At 66.8% G+C, this 19578-nt stretch carries 20 protein-coding genes; 11 read left to right on the forward strand and 9 right to left on the reverse strand.

Annotation, left to right across the window (positions count from 1 at the left end; all coding sequences use genetic code 11):
- The first annotated feature begins 6 nt into the window (after positions 1–6).
- Positions 7–801 carry a Ku protein gene (locus J5M86_RS02165; RefSeq protein ID WP_188059715.1) on the forward strand — a complete coding sequence of 265 codons (795 nt, stop codon included), beginning with the start codon at positions 7–9 and terminating at the stop codon, positions 799–801.
- 13 nt (positions 802–814) lie between these two features.
- Complete coding sequence (locus tag J5M86_RS02170; RefSeq protein ID WP_188059714.1) at positions 815–1378, forward strand: low molecular weight phosphatase family protein; 564 nt, start codon at positions 815–817, stop codon at positions 1376–1378.
- Here J5M86_RS02170 and J5M86_RS02175 read toward each other — a convergent pair.
- The gene (locus tag J5M86_RS02175) at positions 1305–2432 is read right to left on the reverse strand and encodes a hypothetical protein (protein WP_188059713.1); all 1128 of its coding nucleotides are present in this window, start codon (positions 2430–2432) and stop codon (positions 1305–1307) included. The genes J5M86_RS02170 and J5M86_RS02175 overlap by 74 nt on opposite strands.
- A gap of 187 nt (positions 2433–2619) precedes the next feature.
- Here J5M86_RS02175 and J5M86_RS02180 point away from each other — a divergent pair, with 187 nt between their 5' ends.
- Positions 2620–5169 carry an ATP-dependent Clp protease ATP-binding subunit gene (locus J5M86_RS02180; RefSeq protein WP_188059712.1) on the forward strand — a complete coding sequence of 850 codons (2550 nt, stop codon included), beginning with the start codon at positions 2620–2622 and terminating at the stop codon, positions 5167–5169.
- 340 nt (positions 5170–5509) lie between these two features.
- Here the strand turns inward: J5M86_RS02180 and J5M86_RS02185 are convergent, their stop codons facing one another.
- Positions 5510–6436, reverse strand: a complete 927-nt coding sequence (locus J5M86_RS02185) for a hypothetical protein (protein WP_188059711.1) — start codon at positions 6434–6436, stop codon at positions 5510–5512.
- Between the two features lie 447 nt (positions 6437–6883).
- Here J5M86_RS02185 and J5M86_RS02190 point away from each other — a divergent pair, with 447 nt between their 5' ends.
- A complete protein-coding gene (locus J5M86_RS02190) occupies positions 6884–7390 on the forward strand; it encodes an amino-acid N-acetyltransferase (protein ID WP_188059710.1) in 507 nt (168 codons plus the stop codon).
- A 221-nt stretch (positions 7391–7611) separates the two neighbouring features.
- A complete protein-coding gene (locus J5M86_RS02195; protein ID WP_208965084.1) occupies positions 7612–7914 on the forward strand; it encodes a hypothetical protein in 303 nt (100 codons plus the stop codon).
- Between the two features lie 2 nt (positions 7915–7916).
- On the opposite strand, the gene J5M86_RS02200 is transcribed toward J5M86_RS02195, so the two are convergent.
- The gene (locus J5M86_RS02200) at positions 7917–8270 is read right to left on the reverse strand and encodes an MGMT family protein (protein WP_188059708.1); all 354 of its coding nucleotides are present in this window, start codon (positions 8268–8270) and stop codon (positions 7917–7919) included.
- Entirely contained in the window at positions 8267–9217 is a 951-nt protein-coding gene (locus tag J5M86_RS02205; protein WP_188059707.1) for an ATP-binding cassette domain-containing protein, read from the reverse strand. The genes J5M86_RS02200 and J5M86_RS02205 overlap by 4 nt, the downstream gene beginning before the upstream one ends.
- A gap of 274 nt (positions 9218–9491) precedes the next feature.
- Between J5M86_RS02205 and J5M86_RS02210 the strand changes: the two genes are divergently transcribed.
- A complete protein-coding gene (locus tag J5M86_RS02210; RefSeq protein WP_188059706.1) occupies positions 9492–9764 on the forward strand; it encodes a hypothetical protein in 273 nt (90 codons plus the stop codon).
- Positions 9765–9857: 93 nt separating this feature from the next.
- Complete coding sequence (locus J5M86_RS02215) at positions 9858–10262, forward strand: hypothetical protein (protein ID WP_188059705.1); 405 nt, start codon at positions 9858–9860, stop codon at positions 10260–10262.
- An 8-nt stretch (positions 10263–10270) separates the two neighbouring features.
- Here the strand turns inward: J5M86_RS02215 and J5M86_RS02220 are convergent, their stop codons facing one another.
- On the reverse strand, positions 10271–11065 hold the full coding sequence (locus J5M86_RS02220; protein WP_244328428.1) for an ABC transporter permease: 795 nt from the start codon (positions 11063–11065) through the stop codon (positions 10271–10273).
- Positions 11058–11855 carry an ABC-2 family transporter protein gene (locus J5M86_RS02225; RefSeq protein WP_244328429.1) on the reverse strand — a complete coding sequence of 266 codons (798 nt, stop codon included), beginning with the start codon at positions 11853–11855 and terminating at the stop codon, positions 11058–11060. The genes J5M86_RS02220 and J5M86_RS02225 overlap by 8 nt, the downstream gene beginning before the upstream one ends.
- 222 nt (positions 11856–12077) lie before the next feature.
- On the opposite strand from J5M86_RS02225, the gene J5M86_RS02230 reads away from it, so the two are divergent.
- From J5M86_RS02230 to J5M86_RS02245, 4 genes are read left to right on the forward strand one after another with little or no spacing between them, the layout of a single operon-like run.
- Positions 12078–13229, forward strand: a complete 1152-nt coding sequence (locus J5M86_RS02230; protein ID WP_188059704.1) for an ABC transporter substrate-binding protein — start codon at positions 12078–12080, stop codon at positions 13227–13229.
- Positions 13208–14125, forward strand: a complete 918-nt coding sequence (locus J5M86_RS02235) for an ABC transporter permease subunit (protein ID WP_244328430.1) — start codon at positions 13208–13210, stop codon at positions 14123–14125. The genes J5M86_RS02230 and J5M86_RS02235 overlap by 22 nt, the downstream gene beginning before the upstream one ends.
- Positions 14122–14961, forward strand: a complete 840-nt coding sequence (locus tag J5M86_RS02240; protein WP_188059703.1) for an ABC transporter permease subunit — start codon at positions 14122–14124, stop codon at positions 14959–14961. Before J5M86_RS02235 ends, J5M86_RS02240 begins: the two co-directional genes overlap by 4 nt.
- Positions 14958–16007: an ABC transporter ATP-binding protein gene (locus J5M86_RS02245; protein ID WP_188059702.1), complete on the forward strand. Its 1050-nt coding sequence runs from the start codon at positions 14958–14960 to the stop codon at positions 16005–16007. Before J5M86_RS02240 ends, J5M86_RS02245 begins: the two co-directional genes overlap by 4 nt.
- 18 nt (positions 16008–16025) lie before the next feature.
- On the opposite strand, the gene J5M86_RS02250 is transcribed toward J5M86_RS02245, so the two are convergent.
- The 3 genes from J5M86_RS02250 to radA all read right to left on the reverse strand — a co-directional run bounded on the left by J5M86_RS02250 (position 16026) and on the right by radA (position 19520).
- Positions 16026–16931 carry an A/G-specific adenine glycosylase gene (locus tag J5M86_RS02250; protein ID WP_304952493.1) on the reverse strand — a complete coding sequence of 302 codons (906 nt, stop codon included), beginning with the start codon at positions 16929–16931 and terminating at the stop codon, positions 16026–16028.
- 25 nt (positions 16932–16956) lie between these two features.
- Positions 16957–18033, reverse strand: coding sequence for a DNA integrity scanning diadenylate cyclase DisA (disA, locus tag J5M86_RS02255; RefSeq protein WP_188059701.1), 1077 nt, complete (start codon positions 18031–18033; stop codon positions 16957–16959).
- A gap of 83 nt (positions 18034–18116) precedes the next feature.
- Positions 18117–19520, reverse strand: coding sequence for a DNA repair protein RadA (radA, locus tag J5M86_RS02260; protein WP_188059700.1), 1404 nt, complete (start codon positions 19518–19520; stop codon positions 18117–18119).
- Positions 19521–19578 lie beyond the last annotated feature (58 nt).

The following is a 19578-nucleotide window of genomic DNA, read 5'->3' on the forward strand; positions in this document are numbered from 1 at the left end:
TGACGGATGCGAGCAATTTGGAAGGGCGCGGTCTCCTTCGGCCTGGTCAACGTGCCGGTGCGGTTGTACTCGGCCACGGAGAATCACGACGTCCAGTTCCGTCAGGTGCACCGCACCGACGGTGGTCGGATCAAATATCAGCGGGTGTGCTCGATCGACGGCGAGAAGGTCTCCTACGACGACATCGCCAAGGGATTCGAGACCGAGTCGGGCGACATGGTGGTGCTCACCGACGAAGACCTCGCCGATCTTCCGATCAGCACCACCAAGGAGATCGCTGTCGACCGGTTTGTGCCGGTCGAGCAGATCGATCCGTTGCTGCTCGACAAGTCGTACTATCTCGAACCCGACAAATCTGCCGTCAAGCCGTACGTGCTCCTGCGTGAAGCTCTGGAGCAGACCGACCGGGTCGCGCTGGTCACCGTGTCGTTGCGCACCCGCATGACCGTTGGCCTGCTGCGCGTGCGCGGCGACGTCATCGTGCTGCAGACCCTGCTGTGGCCTGACGAGGTGCGCGCGGCGGAGTTCGGGGTGCTTGACGACGACGACACCAAGGTGAAGAAGGCCGAGACCGAGATGGCTCACATGTTGGTTGAGTCGCTCGCCGGCGATTACGAGCCGGACGCCTACACCGACGACTACGAAGAAGCCGTGAAGGCCGTGGTGGAGGCCAAGCTCAAGGGTGGCGAGGTGAAGCCTGTCGCGGAGGCGGCGGAGTCGCAGGGTGAGGTCATCGATCTGCTGGCGGCGCTGCAACAAAGCGTCGATCGTGCCAAGAAGGCGCGTGGAGAGGCTGTGTGACAGGGTTCCTGTCATGCCGCATGTGATCTTCGTGTGCACTGGCAACATCTGCCGGTCGCCGTACGCCGAGGCGCTCGCACGTCACCTGAGCGACGACACTGACACCACCTGGGGTTTCAGCTCGGCCGGCACGGCAGCTTTGGTCGACAGCCCGGCCGACCCGCTCATGGCCGCGCAAGTGGAGCAGCGCGGAGCGTCGTTGGCGGACTTTCGGTCGCGCCAGTTCGTGCCCGCGATGGCCTCTTCGGCAGATCTCATCTTGACGATGGAGGCGCGTCAACGTCTCTGGGTGATGGAGGAATCGCCGGCCCTGATGCGTCGGACCTTCGTGCTGGCGCAGTTCGTCGAGGAAGCCGGGCGCCACGAGGGCTTGGGTGGTCGGGAGCTGATCGACGCGGTCGTGGCAACCCGTCCACGCGTCCTGCCCGAGCACGACGTGCCCGACCCCTACCGGCGCGGCCCCGAGGTCGCGGCGGACACCGCGCAGATCTTGACGGGACTCGTCAGTTCGCTGGTGGCTGGGCTTCGTCGCTCACCGGCGGCTCGTCGACCGGCAGCAGGATGCCGTGGGAGATGAGTTCGAGGGTCGCAGCATGCACCAGCGAGTCGGCATCGGGGTGGTCACCGAGCAGTTCACGGCTGCGCCGCACGGCTTCGGCGATCGCGAGCTTCTCATTCGCCGCGAGCCACAGCACTGCCCCCGGGCCGTCGAGCACCAGGCAGCTGGTGCCTACGAGCAGCAGCACCCGACCGTCCTGGCTGATCGCATCGAGGTACGGCGCTCGGCGCACCGCTCCGACCCGCTCGGGAGGGGTCACCTGCACGGGCGCGCCATGGGTGGTGAGGTCGTTCGTCGGCGGGTGGTGGGAGAAACCGGATGCCGATGAGCGCGGGGGTGCCGAGAGCAATTCGGTCAGCAACGCCTTGGCCTCGTGGATCTCGGAGTAGGTGAGTTCCAGCAGCCCGCCGATCGACTCGACCGCAGTAGCCAGCTTGGCGAGGGGGTCGCGCAGACTGGGTAGTGCCGAGGTCTGCGGGATGACGCGCACCAGGCCGTCGATGAGATCGACGCTGCTCAGTGCTGGCTCGCTGGCGCCCTCCCGGTCGCGGTTGAGCAGCACGACCGCCGCCGCTGTCAGTGGGAGTTCGTTCAGTGGTGCCATGCCGAGGTCGTCCGGGCTGTGCTGCGATTTCTCGTAGGGGAATCCCGGGTCGTCGACGATCGACAAGGGTTTGGGATACCGGCGCACCGAGAGGTCGTCGTCGATGGCGATCGTCTCGTCGGAGACATATCCGAGACCCGCCTGGCTGAGCCGGATGGAGGCCGTTGTCTTACCGGTGCCCGACTGTGCCACCAGCACCGCGACCCGGCCGCTCTGCGGATCAGCGAGTCCACAAGCGTGGAACATCAGGCGCTGGCCCGACTGGGCACTGATCGCCGCCACAGTCAGGGTCGACGACAAGGAATAGTCGGCCGCGTTGGTGAGATCGCCGCCCGTGTGGGTCACCGTGGTCTCCGGCTCCCTGTCGGTGAGGCAACGGTTCCACTGCTCCATGAGCCGTCCGCGCGCCTGCGGATCACATTTCACGCCGACCGCAGTGCCGAAGGCGTCGACCACAAACTGCACCATGAGCCGGATGGTAGTTGTCCTGCTAAGACAGGATTTCGCCCAGCGCGTAATCCGGACGGAACACATTGGATACCGGTGGCGTTGTCACCCGCAGAGATCGGTCGCGGTTGCCGAAGGAGCCGAAGGGCTCCATCGGCGAAGGCGCTCCGACTAGCATCGAACGAGTACGCAGCCTGAGGGAGAAGACATGTTTGAACGGTTCACCGACCGTGCGCGCCGGGTGGTGGTGCTTGCCCAAGAGGAAGCGCGCATGCTCAACCACAACTACATCGGCACCGAGCACATCCTGCTCGGTCTGATCCACGAGGGCGAAGGCGTCGCCGCCAAGGCCCTGGAGCAGCTCGGCATCTCGCTGGAGGCCGTGCGTGAGCAGGTGCAGGAGATCATCGGCCCCTCCCACCAGCCGCAGTCGGGTCACATCCCGTTCACTCCGCGCGCCAAGAAGGTGCTGGAGCTGTCGCTGCGCGAGGGCCTGCAGCTCAACCACTCCTACATCGGCACCGAGCACATTTTGCTCGGCCTGATCCGCGAGGGTGAAGGCGTCGCCGCCCAGGTGCTGGTGAAGATGGGTGCCGATCTACCGCGCGTTCGTCAGCAGGTCATCCAACTGGTCTCCGGCTTCAACTCCGGTCAGCAGGGTGCGGAGAAGGCCGGCGCAGGCGTCGGTCAGGGTGGCCCGGAGGCCGGTCAGCCGGCCGGGTCGCTGGTGCTCGACCAGTTCGGTCGCAACCTCACCCAGGCTGCCCACGAGGGCAAGCTCGACCCCGTCATCGGTCGTGAGAAGGAGATCGAGCGGGTCATGCAGGTGCTGTCGCGCCGCACCAAGAACAACCCGGTGCTCATCGGTGAGCCCGGCGTCGGCAAGACCGCCGTCGTCGAGGGCCTGGCCGCTGACATCGTGCGCGGCGACGTCCCTGAGACCCTCAAGGACAAGCAGCTGTACACCCTCGACCTCGGCTCGCTCGTGGCTGGTTCGCGATACCGCGGTGACTTCGAGGAGCGCCTCAAGAAGGTGCTCAAGGAGATCCGCACCCGCGGCGACATCATCCTGTTCATCGACGAGATCCACACCCTCGTCGGTGCCGGTGCCGCCGAAGGCGCGATCGACGCCGCGTCGATCCTGAAGCCGATGCTCGCCCGGGGTGAGCTGCAGACGATCGGCGCGACGACGCTCGACGAGTACCGCAAGCACATCGAGAAGGACGCCGCTCTCGAGCGCCGCTTCCAGCCCATCCAGGTGCACGAGCCCTCGATCGCCCACGCGATCGAGATCCTCAAGGGTCTGCGCGACCGGTACGAGGCGCACCACCGCGTCACGATCACCGACGCCGCGCTGGTGTCGGCGGCCAACCTGGCCGACCGCTACATCAACGACCGTCACCTGCCCGACAAGGCCATCGACCTCATCGACGAAGCGGGCGCTCGCCTGCGCATCCGTCGCATGACGGCCCCGGCCGACCTGCGCGAGTTCGACGAGAAGATCGCGCACGTGCGTCGGGAGAAGGAATCGGCGATCGATGGTCAGGACTTCGAGAAGGCTGCGTCCCTTCGCGACGACGAGAAGAAGCTGATCGACGAGAAGGCGGCCCGCGAGAAGGCCTGGAAGGCCGGCGACCAGGACGTCGTGGCCGAGGTCGACGAAGAGCTCATCGCCGAGGTGCTTGCTGCGTCCACCGGAATCCCGGTGTTCCAGCTCACCGAGGAGGAGTCGTCGAGGTTGCTGCGCATGGAGGAGGAGCTGCACAAGCGTGTCGTCGGTAACGACGAAGCCATCAAGGCGCTGTCGCAGGCGATCCGCCGTACGCGTGCCGGCCTGAAGGACCCCCGTCGTCCGGGTGGCTCGTTCATCTTCGCCGGCCCGACCGGCGTGGGTAAGACCGAGCTGGCCAAGACGTTGGCCGAGTTCCTCTTCGGTGACGACGACGCGCTGATCACGCTCGACATGTCGGAGTTCTCCGAGAAGCACACCGTGTCGCGCCTGTTCGGTTCGCCTCCGGGATACGTGGGTTACGACGAGGGCGGTCAGCTCACCGAGAAGGTGCGCCGCAAGCCGTTCTCCGTGGTGCTCTTCGACGAGGTCGAGAAGGCTCACCCCGACATCTTCAACAGCCTGTTGCAGATCCTGGAGGACGGTCGCCTGACCGACAGCCAGGGCCGGGTGGTCGACTTCAAGAACACGATCATCATCATGACCACCAACCTCGGCACGCGCGACATCGCCAAGGGCGTCTCGCTGGGCTTCGCTTCCGGCAGCGACACCGCCACCGGTTACGACAAGATGCGCGCGAAGGTCAACGAAGAGCTCAAGCAGCACTTCCGCCCGGAGTTCCTGAACCGTGTTGACGACACCATCGTCTTCCCGCAGTTGAGCCAGGAGGAGATCGTCGAGATCGTCGACCTGATGATCGCTCGCCTCGACGAGCGTCTGAAGGACAAGGACATGGCGATCGAGCTCACCCCGACCGCGAAGTCCCTGTTGGCCAAGCGTGGCTACGACCCCGCCCTGGGCGCGCGTCCGCTGCGTCGCACCATCCAGCGCGAGATCGAGGACCAGCTGTCGGAGAAGTTGCTCTACGGCGAGCTCGGTGCCGGAGAGATCGTGTTGGTCGACGCCACCGGCGACGGCAAGGACGACTCCTTCACCTTCAAGGGTTCGCCGCGTGCGACGGCCCCGGACTCCCTCGAGGCCGAGACCGCCGCGATCGTCGACGGTGTCGACCTCGGCAAGAACGAGTAGTCAGCTCATCTCATCTCGGAAGCGCCCGGCCGGATTCGCCGGGCGCTTTCGTCTGTCCGGCTCCCACGCAAACGCGGCCCTTGTCGGCAGGTGCGGCGGTTGCAGCTAGCGCGTTTGTGAACAGGCGCCGCGTTTGGTGCTGGAAGCGCCGCATTTGTGGATCGGGTTGTGACGGGTTGGACGCTGGGGCTGCGGTAGTGCCCTCCACCTTTGGCTGGGTTGGGAGCCCGACTTCCCCGCGCAAACGCGGCCTTTGCTGGCGGGTGCGGCGGTTGCAGCTAGCGCGTTTGTGAACAGGCGCCGCGTTTGGTGCTGGAAGGGCCGCGTTTCTGGGGGCGGGTCAGGCCGCGAGCAGGTCGAACTCCGCGAGCGCCCGTCGCAGGCGGGCGCGCCACAGATGGGGATCCTGCAGGTCAGCCCAGGTCCAGCGGACGACGATGATGCCGAGGGCGCGGATGAGGTCTTCGCGATGCTTCTCGCGGATGACGACGTCCGAAGGGGTGTCGCCGACGCTCACGAGCAAGCGGTACTTCACCATTCCGTCGAACTCGCCGATCACCGCCAATCGTCCGTCGATGTACCACCCGAAGTCGGCATAGGCCATCTCGCCCGTCTCCAGCCGAATCGGGCACTGCAGTGTCGGCGGTGGAATCTCCGACCACTGGCTCATCAAGAAGCGGCTCCAGGACTCGCCGGGTGATTCCGCGAGACCGTCCGCCTCCTGGAACGCGTGCCGAGCCATCGCCACGCCCTTGCGACCGGCGCTCTGCGCGATGACGCGTTGCAGTTCGTCGGAGGTCACGCCGCTGCGAAGCGCGGCATCGAAGACGGCGAGTGCCGAGGGAAACGTCCGGCTTGCGCGTGCGACGTCCACGGCGGTCCGAGCTACAGAGGTCACGCGCACCCCGCCGAGTTGGACGACGTCCCGCTTGCGCAACGGGGCCGCGTGGATCACGCAGGTCCGATGAGTGCCGCCAGCTCTGCGGTCAGCGGTGAAGTGGACGCGGCCGAGGTCGAGGTCGAGCAGCGGGAGGTTGTGCAGCACGGCTGCGGACTGGTGCGAGACCACCTTCTCGCTGGTCGCAGTCCGGGCCGCGGCCAAGACCGTTCGATGTGCGAGTTCGTAGCGGTCGGCTTCGGGCGCGCCGTAGATGCCGCGCCAGTAGCGCCGGAGTTCGCCGTTCATGACCTGCGTCCGCAGATCACGATCGCTGTGGCCGGCGCGTAGCAGTTCGGCTCGCTGGTGAAGATTGATTGGATGCGTCATGGCAGGAGGGTGGTGACGACGGACGTCCGACGTCAGCACCGCACCTGCGCCTGTGGAGCAACCCGTGATGCGCCTGTCCTTGTGGACAAGCGCGCCACCTCGTCGCAAACGCGGCGGTTTCACGCAAACGCGCTAGCTGCAACGGCCGCGTCTGCGAAGAGGGGCCGCGTTTGCTGCTGGAAGGGCCGCGTTTGTGGGTCGGGGTGGGGCTGGTCGGCGGGCACGACGGGGCCGAGCGTGCCACGCCAGAGAAGCGTCATCGGGCTCGCGTCCCAAACAAACGCGGCGGTTTCACGCAAACGCGCTAGCTGCAACGGCCGCGTCTGCGAAGAGAGGCCGCGTTTGCTGCTGGAGGGGCCGCGTTTGTGGGTCGGGTGACGGGCTGGGTCGGGCGTGCTGCCGGAAGGTCTACGTTCGTGGCGCGCCGGGGGAGTAGCGTGTCCCGTCGTGGTTGATTCGCAGATCGTGATCCGTGCGGCGCGTGCGTCTGACGTCCGACGCATCCGTGAGGTGACGGCGCCGTACGTCGATTCCCGGGCGATCGTGCCCAAGCCGGCGGTGTCGTACTACGAGTCGTTGCAGGAGTTCGTCGTCGCCGAGATCGACGAGGTGATCGTCGGCTGCGGCGCGCTGCACGTGATGTGGGAGAACGTCGCCGAGATCCGCACGCTGGCCGTCGACCGCAGCGCCAAGGGCCGCGGGGTGGGAAGCCTGCTGGTGGACGAATTGCTCACCCGCGCAAAGGATCTCGGCGTGGCACGCGTCTTCTGTCTGACCTTCGAGACGGACTTCTTCGCGCGGCACGGGTTTGTGGAGATCGACGGCGCCCCGGTCGAGCCGACCGTCTTCGCCGAGTTGCTGCAGTCGTACGACGAAGGTGTGGCCGAGTTCCTCGACCTCGACCGGGTGAAGCCCAATACATTGGGGAACACCAGGATGCTGCTCACCTTCTAGGCGCCCGCGATGGCATTCATCTATCTCCGGCGCAGCACGTAGGTCGTCGTGCCGGCCGTGGGTGTGGAACTCATCGTCGACGGGCGGTCCTTCCGCATGCACGCCAAGCAGGACGTCCTGCGGGTGCCGCGCCCGCCGGGTGCCGCGCAGATCGAGGTGCGCCAACAAGCCAGGCGGACGGCTCGATCACCCTGCCGGAAGGCGACGGCGATGTGTTCGTCATGCTCGCCGCTGCCAAGGAGCCAGTTCCCTACTTCGATGCCGTGCACATGACCCTCACCCAGGCTGATCCGTTTCCTGTCGACGAAGCACAGGACGCCTCGACGCGCCCCGCACGTGAACCGGCGAACTCGCGGTTGCTGATCGTCGCGGGCGCCGTGCTCTACATCGTGGCCATCGTGCTGGCCCCACGCTTCCTGCCCTTGCCGGTCATCGTTCTGGTGAGCCTGTTCAGCGCGGGATTGATGGCGTCGGGACTGGCCCGGTCGCGCGTCGAGCGTGACCGCCGTCGCGCCGAGAAGTAGACCTACGCCGAGACTCCCGGCAGCGGGCCGAGAAGTGCTTCGGCTTCGTCGGCGAGTTGGGCCAGATCGACGCGGTAGTGCTTGATACGGCAGCCAATCCCGTTGGTTTTCAATGAAATACCCTCATCCGCCCAGCGGGCGAACACCGCGTCGCGCAGATGCGCCGGCGGGTCGCCGTAGGAGTTGGTCACCCGCCACCACGGCAACTCGTGCTCGGGCTGGCTGATCGACATGAAGCGTCCGACCGATCGGGGGTTGAGTTGCAACATGTCGGCGATGTCGCCGTAGCTGACCACGCGGCCGGGCGGCACGAGCCGGACGATCGCGTACGCCTGGTCGCGTAGGTCTTCGTTCATCGGCGGCTGAGGTAGATGCGGCGGACGACGTCCTCGATGTCCGGTTCCTCGATCGCCAGGTCGCGCACCTCGGCACGCTTGCCCACCTCGGCCAGAAGCGCCGCGGCCGTGGTGGCGGACGGGTCGAACGCCAGTTGTTGGCGCATGCCGTCTGCTTCGCTGCCGAGGTGGGTCGCGCCGGGGATGTCGATCAGGTCGGGTCCGGCGTCGGCGAGATCGAGCACCAAGACCCGTTGCGCACCCACCTGGGCCGAGAGTCCGGCCAGCGTGCCGTCGTAGGCTAGCCGGCCGTGATCGACCACCAGCACTCGGTCGCACAACCGCTCGATGTCGCCCATGTCATGGGTGGTCAGCAGCAGCGTCGTGCCGTGCTCGGCACGTTCGGCGATCAGGAAGTCGCGCAGCCGCTGCTTGCTGAGCACGTCCAGACCGATGGTCGGTTCGTCGAGGATGACCAATTCGGGGCAGTGCAGCAGCGCCGCAGCCACCTCCGCCCGCATGCGCTGCCCGAGGGAGAGCTGACGTACGGGAGTGTCGAGGAACTCCGCCATGTCGAGCTGCTCGATGAGTTCGTCTCGCCGGCGCCGCGCAGCCTCATCAGGGATGCGATGGATGGCCGCGAGGATCGAGAACGATTCGCCCACCGGGAGGTCCCACCACAGCTGCGAGCGCTGACCGAAGACCACACCCACGCGGCGCGCCAGGTCTTTGCGCTGGGTCAGCGGGTCGAGGCCACATGTGCGCACCGATCCCGCAGTGGGCACGAGGATGCCCACCAACATCTTGATCGTGGTCGACTTCCCAGCACCGTTGGCGCCGATGTAGCCCACTGATTCCCCGCGCTGCACCTGCAGGTCGAGATGGTCGACGGCGGTCAGGGTGGTGCGCGAAAGACCTTTCGCGCGGCGCTTGAACTCCCGGGTGAGCCCTTGCGTCTCGATGATCATGGGCCCCTCCTGCGGCAGCGGACCGGCCAACTTTAGCCGCCGCTGAGGCATCATCTGACGACGGACGAGAGGATGCGAAGGGCAATAATTGCCGATCGGTTCGACTACGCACCGCTGCAGGCCGGCGGATTCGGAGCACGCATGCGCGCCGTGGGTGCGAGCCCGAGGCTGACGATGGGCCTGACCGTTTCGCTGCTGCTGTTGCTCGTGCCTCTGGTCGCGTTGGTGATCATGGCGGCGGTGGGCAACCGGGACGGCGGGGCGTACGCCGCTGGTGGGTTTGGTTGCGGCGTGCGGCGTCTACGCCACCTACGACGGTTGGAGGCAAAGCGCGCAAGCGGCCGGACTCGCCGAGTTCGCACGCGTGAACGGCCTTCGGTACGTGCGTTCGTCGATGGCTTCGCAGTACGCCGGAAGTCTCTTCGCGCAGGAGCGGGTGGCTGTCAGTGAGGCGGTGCGGACGTCCGAGCGCCACTTCATCGAGATCGGCGACATGTGGGAGGTCACCGCTCCCAGCCCGCGTCGCGTGCGTCAGCCGCTGGTGTAGCTGCGGATTCGCCTTCGTGGCCCGATCGATCTGCGCACCGGTCTGCCGTCCGAGCTGTACGCCCGCCTCCAGGAGTTCGCCGGCGACCATGTCGTGGAGTTCGCGCGCGGCGAACTCACGGTTTTCGGCTCTCGTCCGTTGCAGGCCAACCGGACTGGCCGTGTGCGAGAGGCATTCGCCCTCGCCGAGGAGATCGCGGCCCTGGCGAGCACTCAGGACGTGCCTTTCGCAGCAGCCCAGGCGACACCACACAAAGCGGAGTTTGACCCAGGCACCTCCACGCGGCGGTTCGGGCCGCTGAAGGTCGTACTCATCACCCTCGCACTCCTCATCTTCGGACCGCTGGTCATCGCGTTGATCCTGTCGAGCCTCGAGGACGAGTTGCGCGGCAACCGAGGAGCGGCGCAACTCGTCGTCGGCGTTGTGGTCGCCGGCGCCCTGCTGTTCATCGGCTGGCTGGTGCGCTTCATGACAAGGCGCGATACGCGCGGGGCCTGACGCCTCGGTCAGCCGCCGCCGCCCTGGTAGTGCCGCAGACCCCAGCGCCAGCACAGCATCGCAACTCCCCATGACCATGCCGCCATCACCGGTGTGGCCCACGCCAGCCACGACGGGAACATCGCCGGTCCAGGCTTGTCGAGTAGCCACAACGACGGGATGAACGCTGCGAAGGCCATCGGGAAGACGAACCCGAAGATCACCTTCAGCGGGTTCGTCCACACTGACGCCACCTGCGTGGACGCGTAGCGCCCGCCGTAGACGAAGGCGTTGGTGGCCTCGGCGCCGTTGATCAGGAAGAACTGCAGGCCAGCCGCCGCGATGTACTGCGCGGTGAAAATGAGCGTGGCGCTGACCAGGCTCAACACCAGCAGCAGCACTTTGGCCGCCGTCCAGTCGATGTCGTTGAGCCACAACGCGACGACGATGCAAGTGGCCGCCACGGCCGCCCGGGAAAGCCGTTTGAGCGATATGTCGCTGGTGATCAGTTGCGCCAGGATCGGCTGCGGACGCAGGTAGAAGACGTCGAGGGTGCCGGCCCGCAGGTAGGTGGGCAGGTTGTCGCAATGCCCGACAACGAGGTCGGCGAGCGAAAAGCAGAGGTCGGCGATGCCGTAGACGAGGAGGATCTCCTTGAAGGAGTAGCCGCCCAGCACACCCACGGCGTGGAAGAGCACCCAGATCTCGGCGAGTTCGATGAGGCCGATCAGCGTCGACGAAGCGATGTCGAGCCGGAAGTTGGTGCGGTAGGAGCGTTGGCTGCGCATGCGGGAGGCCAGCACCGCCCGGTAGGCGCTATCCACCCTGGATTTCCAGCTTCTTGCGCCCGGCACGGGTCAGCGCCGCCCCGGCCATCCACGTCACGATCAACCAGAAGACCTGTGCCGCAACACGTTCGACGCCGCCGTGACCGGTGAAGATGTCGATCGGGTATTGCATCATCGACGGGAACGGCGTGGCGTGGGCGATGGCTTCCAGCCACCCCGGGAAGAGGGAGACCGGCACGAAGAGCCCGGCGAGGAAGCCCGACAGCATCATGTACATCGTCTGCAGGCCGCGGAGTTCGATCAGCCAGAAGGCCACCGTGGCCAACACGTAGACCGTGGTCTGCGAAACGATCAGACCCAGCACCAGGCTCACCACCGACAGCAGCCATGTACTCAGCGACGAGGGCGCACCCATCCCGACGAAGAGTGCCCCGATGAGGACGCTCGGAACGCCTCGGGGCAGCAGCGCGTAGACGGCCTTGCCGAGTTCGGTGGCGACGGTGGCACCCTGCACATCGATCGGGCGCAGGAAGTCGGTGGTGACCTCCCCGGACTTGATCCGGGTCGCCAGGTCGAGCCGTCCGTTGAGGTTGAGTGAACCGAGTAGGCCCTGGCCCACCCACACGTAGGTGGCCATCATCGCCCCGTCGTAACCACCCACCACGCCGCCGCCGGCGACGACCGTGGCGCTGAGGATGGCCGTCTTCAGAAAACCGAACGTGGCATTGGCGATGAGTCCGCCGAGCATCGCCAACCGGTAGGTGGCCTGTTGTCGAATTCCCCCGAGGAACAGGCGCCAGTACGGCTGCCAGGCGAGGGAAGACACAAACCCTGGACGCTATCGGGCGCCCACCCGGACATCAAGCTTTCACGGTCTGCGACGCGGAAGGGCATTTTTTAGACTAGGGTCACAGCGGGGGTGAACAGCGCACAAACCTTCACCATTGGTACGGCGAACAGGGTTGAAACACAACCGTTCCGGCTTCCGGAAGCCCCTAGTTTCTGCATGGGTCCAGTCCGGTCCTGCCAACCATCGGAAGGTTTCAGCATGTCCCGTGTTCGCACCCGGATCGCAGCGATCTCGCTCGCCGGGCTCACCGCATTCTCCCTCGCCGCCTGCTCGGCCCCCACCGACGAATCCACCTCGTCCTCCAACGCCGGCTCGGGCTCGGGCGCGGCCGGTGGCAAGGACGCCAAGAGCGCCACGTCCGCCGCCGACATGGGCGGAATGGACAAGCTCGTCGCAGCGGCCAAGAAGGAAGGCGCGCTCAACGTCATCGCGCTCCCGCCGGACTGGGCCAACTACAAGGAGATCCTCGAGGGCTTCCAGAAGAAGTACCCCGAGATCAAGATCACCAGCGCTCAGCCGGACGCCTCCAGCGCCGACGAGATCGCAGCTGCCAAGCGGCTGAAGGGCCAGAAGACCGCACCCGATGTGTTCGACCTTGGCACCGCGGTCGCACTGGCGAACACCAGCATGTTTGCCCCGTACAAGGTGGAGAAGTTCGACAAGATCCCGGCAGCCAACAAGGAAGCCACCGGCCTCTGGGTCAACGACTACGCCGGCCTCATGACCGTCGGTTACGACTCGGCGAAGGTGCCTGCCCCGACGTCCCTGGCTGACCTCGCCAAGCCGGAGTACAAGGGCAAGGTCGCGCTCAACGGCGACCCCACCAAGGCTGGAGCCGCCTTCGTCGCCGTCCAGATGGTTTCGGTCAACGAAGGTGGAGCCGTCGACGACCCCGCCAAGGGCATCGAGTACTTCAAGAAGCTGAAGTCGGCTGGCAACTTCCTGCCGATCGACCCCACCCCGGCGACGATCGAATCCGGTCAGACCCCGGTGGTCTTCGACTGGTCGTACAACCAGACGGCCATCCCGGCCAAGGTGAAGACCTGGGAGCTCTGGAGCCCGCCGAAGGCACTGAAGACCTTCTACAACCAGGCCGTCAACAAGGACGCCCCGCACCCGGCGGCGGCCCGACTGTTCCAGGAGTACCTGTTCAGCCCCGAGGGTCAGAACGCCTGGCTGAAGGGCGGCGCGACGCCGGTGCTGATGGACGCGATGACCGCTGACGGCACCATCGACAAGACGGCCGCGGCTGCCCTGCCGAAGGCCGAGGACGTCACGATCCCCACTCCGGACCAGACGGACAAGGCGAAGGGCATCCTCGCCACCGCTTGGCCGAAGGCGATGGGCTGAGCCGCTTCATGGCGCAACGCTCCACTTCCGGGAGGGCGCGCGGCGGTCGACGACCGTCGGGCGCCCTCCTGGGCGTCGCCCCCTTCTTCGTCTACACCACGGTCTTCCTGATCATCCCGACGCTCGTCGTGGTGGTCGGCGCGTTCTTCACCCCGCAGGGACGACCCACCACCGCTTACGTGCAGACGCTGACCGAGCCGGTCTTCCTCGAAGCGCTCAAGAAATCGGTGCTGCTGTCGTTCTACAGCGCGGTCATCGCCGGCGTCGTCGGTGGTCTGCTGGCGTACGCGATCAGCACTGCCAAACCGAACGGTCTGCTCAAGCGGTTCGTCACCTCCCTCTCCGGCGTCCTCGCCCAATTCGGTGGTGTCGCACTGGCATTCGCCTTCATCGCCAGCTTCGGATTCACCGGCCTGCTCACCACTTGGCTCGGCAAAGCAGGTCTCGACCTTAGCGGCAGCCTCTGGCTGTACGAGTGGGACAAGGGCCTGCTGCTGGTCTACCTGTACTTCCAGATTCCGCTCATGGTGATCGTCTTCCTGCCCGCCGTCGAAGGCATCCGTAGTCAGTGGCGTGAAGCCACCGAGACCCTGGGCGGCACCACCTGGACCTTCTGGCGCAAAGTCGGCCTGCCGATCCTCGCGCCGTCCTTCGCCGGAGCGCTGCTGTTGTTGTTCACCAACGCCTTCTCCGCCTACGCCACCGCCGCCGCCCTGATCACTCAGGCCTCGCCGCTGGTGCCGCAGCAGATCGCGTCCACCTTCTCCTCCGAGGTGCTCCTCGGTCAGGAGAACGTCGGTAAGGCGATGGCGCTCGCGATGGTCGTGGTCGTCGCCATCGCGATGGCGATCTACGCGCTCATCGACCGCCGCGCCTCGAAGTGGTTGCAGCGATGAGCGGCGGACGCCGCGCGGCGTTCCGGCGCAAGCAAGCCCTGATGCGGTGGACGATCGTCACCGTCTGCATGATCTTCTTCGCCATGCCGATGATCGGCATGTTCGAGTTCACCCTTCAGGGCCCCGGCGGCAAAGGCCACACCCTCGACACCTGGCGCACTCTCGCCGATGTGGAGAAGGTCAGCACGGACTACCCGGTGCTGAAGGAAGGATTCATCTCCTCCATCCAGCTCGCGGTGCTGACCGTCGTGCTGATGCTCGTGCTGCTCGTGCCGACAATGACCTGGGTGCGGTTGCGACTGCCGAAGATGTCGCGTCTGGTCGAATTCATCTGCCTGCTGCCACTCACCGTCCCCGCGATCGTGTTGGTCGTCGGGCTGACGCCGGTCTACAGCTGGGTCAACTACTTCCTCGGTGCCCGCACGCTGTGGCTCGCCTTCGCCTATGTCGTGCTCGTGCTTCCGTACGCATACCGGTCGATCGACGCCGGGCTGCGCGCCATCGACGTCCGCACGCTCTCCGAGGCCGCTCGTTCGCTCGGCGCATCCTGGCCGACGGTGATGTGGCGGATCGTGTTGCCGAACCTTCGCACCTCGGTGCTGTCGGCATCCTTCCTGTCGGTCGCGCTCGTGCTCGGTGAGTTCACCATCGCGGCGCTGTTCGCCCGCAACAACCTCCAGGTGGCGATGTTCCAGCTCGGGCAGTCCGATTCCAAGATCTCGGTCGCCGTCGGATTCGCCGCGCTGGTCTTTGCCTTCGTGGTCCTGTTCGCAATGTCATTCATCGGAGCCTCGCCCGCCGGCGGCCGCCGATTCCGCAAGGAGAAGAAGTCATGAGCACCCCCGTCCAGCTCACCGACCTGCGTCGGGTCTATGGGGGCGTCGCAGCTCTCGACGGGCTCACCCTGCACATGGAGCCCGGCGAGTTCGTCGCTCTCCTCGGTCCGTCCGGCTGCGGCAAGACGACCGCCCTGCGCTGTCTGGCCGGGCTGGAAGACCCGGACGCCGGCACGATCACTGTCGCCGGCGCCGATGTCACCCGGGTGCCCACCAACAAGCGCGACATGGGCATGGTCTTCCAGGCGTACTCGCTCTTCCCGCACATGACCGCACGACAGAACGTCGAGTTCGGTCTGGAGCTGCGCAAGCAGGACAAAGCCAAGCGTCGCGCCCGAGCCGTCGAAATGCTGGAGCTGGTTGGGCTTTCTGCTCATATCGACAAGTTCGCCCACCAGATGTCCGGCGGTCAGCAACAGCGCGTCGCACTGGCTCGCGCGCTCGCGATCGAACCCCGGGTGCTGCTGCTCGACGAGCCCCTGTCGGCGCTCGATGCGAAGGTGCGCACTCAGCTGCGTGACGAGATCCGGCGCATCCAGCTGGAGATCGGCACCACCACGCTGTTCGTCACCCACGACCAGGAAGAGGCGCTCGCCGTCGCCGACCGGGTCGGTGTGATGAACGCCGGACGCCTGGAGCAGATCGCCGCACCGGCCCAGCTGTACTCCGAACCCGCAACGCCCTTCGTGGCCGAGTTCGTCGGGCTCACCAACCGGCTGCCGTGTGCAGTGCTTGACGGCAACGCCGAGGTGCTCGGGACGCGGGTGCCTTTGCTCGAAGGGTCGGTCACCGGAGGTGAGGCATTGGTGCTCATCCGTCCTGAAGCACTCGATGTCACTGCGCCGCAGGAGAACTCCACCGGCGGCGATCACGGACGCGTCGTGTCGTCGAGCTTCCTCGGTGGCCACGGACGAGTGATCGTCGAACTGGCGAGCGGATCGACAGTGTTGGTGCAGGTGCGCAACCACGAGGTCAACAACTTCCGCCCGGGCGACACCGTGCGCGTCACCCCGCGCGGTGACCGGGCCCTGGCTGTCGCTGCCTGACGGATTGGACGGGTTGGGTCAGCTGGGCAGCGAGTAGAGCCCGCCATCCAGCGGCTCCACCAGTCCGTCCTCGATGAGGCCGACGAGGCAGCGATCCCGTTGTGCCGCATCGCTCCACACCAGATCGAGGCTGCTGCGCGGGAGTGGCTGGTCGGCGTCGCGCAGCGCCTGCAGCAGCTTGCCGCGCACCTGCCGGTCGGTGCCTGCCCACTTCTGACCCTTGCGGGCCGGCCCGTCATACGGCGGCGCACCGGCACGCTGCCAAGCGCACTGGTCAAGCACCGGGCACGCGCCACACTTGGGGCCGGTGGCCGTGCACACCACGGCCCCGAGCTCCATGACGGCGACATTCCACACCGCTGCATCGACGTCGGCCTCGGGCAATACAGCTGCGGCCAAACGGGATTCGGCGGCGGTCAGCGATGGCGCTGCCAGGGCATCCCCCGAGAACAGCCTCGCCTCGACGCGGCGCACATTGGTGTCGACCACCACAGTGCGGACGCCGTACGCGAAGGCAGCAACGGCCGCAGCGGTGTAGCTGCCGATGCCAGGGAGTGATTGCAGTACAACAGGATCCGACGGCACGACGTTGTCGTGTTCTTGCGCGATCGCGGTTGCCGCGGCGTGCAGCCGCAGGGCCCGCCGCGGATAACCCAGGCGCCCCCAATGTCGCACCGCCTCACCCGGGGCAGCGGCGGCGAGATGGGCCGGGGTCGGCCAACGCTGCATCCAGTCGACCCAGATCGGGGCGACGCGTGCGACCGGGGTCTGCTGCGACATCACTTCCGACAGCAACACGCCCCACGCGGAGCATTCAGGCGTGCGCCACGGCAGCGGACGCTCCTCGCGGCGGTACCAGGCAATGATCTCTTCGTGGATCGTGCGGAGTTCGAGCGCCGGCATCGGTTGCGCAGTAGTTGCCATTGATCAGGTCGCCGAACGGGCGAACTCAGACGTAGCGCTCGAGGATGCTGCTCTCGGCCAGTCGCGAGAGGCCTTCGCGCACCGCGCGGGCCCGGCTCTCGCCCACCCCGTCGACGGCCATGAGGTCGTCGAAGTCGGCGGCGAGGAGGTTCTGCAGCGTGCCGAAGTGGTCGATCAGTCGCTCGACGATGGCTCCCGGCAGGCGCGGGATGCGGCTGAGCAGGCGGTAACCGCGCGGGCTGAGCGCGCCGTCCAGGCTCTCGCCGTGGGTGGTGAAGCCCATCGCACGGGCCCCGGCTGAGAGGTCGAGCAGGTCGGAGGCGCTGAGACGGCCGAGGTTGTCGAGGGCGTCCTGCACGGTCAGCGGTTCCTTCGCCGCCTCGACGTAATCGCGCACGACGAGTTCGCGGTCGTCGCCCAGGCCAGTGACCAGTTCGTCCAACTGCAGCGCCATGAGTCGGCCGTCGACGCCGAGTTCGAGCACGTAGGCCGCGATCTCCTCGCTGATGCGGCGCACCATCTCCATGCGCTGCACGACGCTGGCGACATCGCGAATGGTCACCAGGTCTTCGATCTCGAGCGCGCTCAGCGTGCCGGCCACCTCGTCGAGGCGTTCCTTGTAGCGCTCCAACGTCTGCAGCGCCTGGTTGGCGCGCGACAGGATCGCGGTGGAGTCTTCGATGACGTGCCGCAGGTTGCCGACGTAGAGCGCGACGATGTGCATCGACTGGCTCACCGAGACCACCGGATAACCGGTCTGTTTGGCAACGCGCTCGGCGGTGCGATGCCGCGTACCCGACTCGGTGGTCTCGATCGCGGCGTCCGGCAACAACTGGGTGGCAGCCCGCACGATGCGGTTGACGTCGGTGTCGACGACGATCGCGCCGTCCATCTTGGCCAACTCGCGAAGACGGGTGGCGGTGAGCTCGATGTCCATCGGGAAGCCGCCGGTGCTGATCTGCTCGACGACGGCGTCATGCCCCAGGACGATCAGCGCGCCGGTGCGGCCGCGCAGGATGCGTTCGAGAGCCTCGCGCAGGACGGTGCCGGGGGCGACGAGCGCAAGGGTGTCATGCAGGACATCTTCAGGCGCACGCTCCACCCGGTCAGCCTAAAGGACCGGGGCGAGAAGGCACGACAGGACAAGCGGCCTCGCCCGTGGTGCGCCGCGCCGGCTGGGCCGACTCAGCCATTGTCGTTCGGACGCAGCTGGGTGACCGTGCCGAGGTTGAGCAGCCGGACGGCCCTCGCGAGGTCGGAGACCTCACGCACGTCCATGCCCTTGGGCGCCGCCTCATCGCCGAGCGATCCCTTGGGGATGATCGCCCGGGTGAAGCCGATGCGATACGCCTCCGCCAGCCGGCGCGGCACACCACTGACCGCTCGCACGTCACCGGCCAGGCCCACTTCGCCCATTGCGACCGTGCCCTTGCTGAACGGTGAATCGGCCAGCGAACTGGCCATCGCCAGCGCCAGAGCGAGGTCGACCGCCGGCTCAGCCAGCCGCACCCCGCCGACCGTGGAGACATAACACTCCGCGTTGCGGATCGGCAGCCCGCAGTGACGGTCGAGCACGGCCAGGATCATCGCCACGCGTGACGAATCGACACCACTGGTCGTACGCCTGGGCGAACCACCCTGCTCGGACCGCGCGAGCAGCGCCTGCACCTCGGTGACCAGCGGACGGCGTCCTTCGAGGGTGACGGTGACGCAGGTGCCTGGCGCCGGATCGTCGGTGCGGGTGAGGAACAGCCCGCTGGGGTCGGGCAGCCCGACGATGCCGACATCGGAGAGATCGAAGCAGCCCACCTCGTCAGTCGGGCCGTAGCGGTTCTTCACCGCCCGCACCATGCGCAGCCGGGAGTGGCGTTCGCCCTCGAACTGCACGACGACGTCGACCAGATGCTCCAGCAACCGCGGGCCGGCGATGGAGCCGTCCTTGGTGACGTGGCCGACCAGCATCGTGGAGATGTTGCGCTCCTTGGCCAGCTGGATGATGCTCGCGGCCACCTCGCGGATCTGGCTGACATTGCCCGGTGCGCCCTCGATATCGGCCGAGGCGATGGTCTGCACGGAATCGATGATCATCATCGAGGGGGAGACCTGCTCGATCTGGGCGAGCACGGTGGCCAGATCGGTCTCAGCCGCCAGGTAAAGGGTGCGGGCCATCGCCTCGATGCGCTCGCCGCGCAGTCGCACCTGGGCGGCTGATTCCTCACCGCTGACGTAGAGCACCGGCTTGCCGCCGCGGGCGACGCGTCCGGCGACGTCGAGCAGCAGCGTCGACTTGCCGATGCCCGGCTCACCCGCGACGAGGATGACCGCTCCCGGCACCATGCCTCCGCCCAGCACCCGGTCGAATTCACCGACTCCGGTGGGTGCGGCCTGGGCCAGCGTGGCGTCGACCTCGGCGATCGGCTGCGCGGGACGCTCGATGCTTCGCGCCGGTGCCGTGCGCGGCTTGACGGTGCTCGTCTCGACGACCGTGCCCCAGGCCTGACACTCGCCGCAGCGGCCGACCCATTTGATCGCCGTCCAACCGCACTCGGTGCACTTGTACGCCGGTGCCGAACCCTTCTTCGCTGCCATGGGGTCGAACCTACGAGAGAGCACCGACAGCGCGCAGGCGTGCCCTTTCTTCGAAACC

Origin of the sequence: Yimella sp. cx-51 (genome assembly GCF_017654605.1) — a bacterium.
In the GTDB taxonomy this organism is placed as follows: domain Bacteria; phylum Actinomycetota; class Actinomycetes; order Actinomycetales; family Dermatophilaceae; genus Yimella.

Coding starts and splice junctions, on each gene's coding strand:
- J5M86_RS02205 (WP_188059707.1), bottom strand. CDS start 9,217: ATGATCATCGAGACGCAAGGGCTCACCCGGGAGTTCAAGCGCCGCGCG.
- J5M86_RS02245 (WP_188059702.1), top strand. CDS start 14,958: ATGAGCACCCCCGTCCAGCTCACCGACCTGCGTCGGGTCTATGGGGGC.
- J5M86_RS02240 (WP_188059703.1), top strand. CDS start 14,122: ATGAGCGGCGGACGCCGCGCGGCGTTCCGGCGCAAGCAAGCCCTGATG.
- J5M86_RS02170 (WP_188059714.1), top strand. CDS start 815: ATGCCGCATGTGATCTTCGTGTGCACTGGCAACATCTGCCGGTCGCCG.
- J5M86_RS02165 (WP_188059715.1), top strand. CDS start 7: ATGCGAGCAATTTGGAAGGGCGCGGTCTCCTTCGGCCTGGTCAACGTG.
- J5M86_RS02175 (WP_188059713.1), bottom strand. CDS start 2,432: ATGGTGCAGTTTGTGGTCGACGCCTTCGGCACTGCGGTCGGCGTGAAA.
- J5M86_RS02195 (WP_208965084.1), top strand. CDS start 7,612: ATGCTCGCCGCTGCCAAGGAGCCAGTTCCCTACTTCGATGCCGTGCAC.
- J5M86_RS02230 (WP_188059704.1), top strand. CDS start 12,078: ATGTCCCGTGTTCGCACCCGGATCGCAGCGATCTCGCTCGCCGGGCTC.
- J5M86_RS02180 (WP_188059712.1), top strand. CDS start 2,620: ATGTTTGAACGGTTCACCGACCGTGCGCGCCGGGTGGTGGTGCTTGCC.
- J5M86_RS02250 (WP_304952493.1), bottom strand. CDS start 16,931: ATGGCAACTACTGCGCAACCGATGCCGGCGCTCGAACTCCGCACGATC.
- radA (WP_188059700.1), bottom strand. CDS start 19,520: ATGGCAGCGAAGAAGGGTTCGGCACCGGCGTACAAGTGCACCGAGTGC.
- J5M86_RS02185 (WP_188059711.1), bottom strand. CDS start 6,436: ATGACGCATCCAATCAATCTTCACCAGCGAGCCGAACTGCTACGCGCC.
- J5M86_RS02200 (WP_188059708.1), bottom strand. CDS start 8,270: ATGAACGAAGACCTACGCGACCAGGCGTACGCGATCGTCCGGCTCGTG.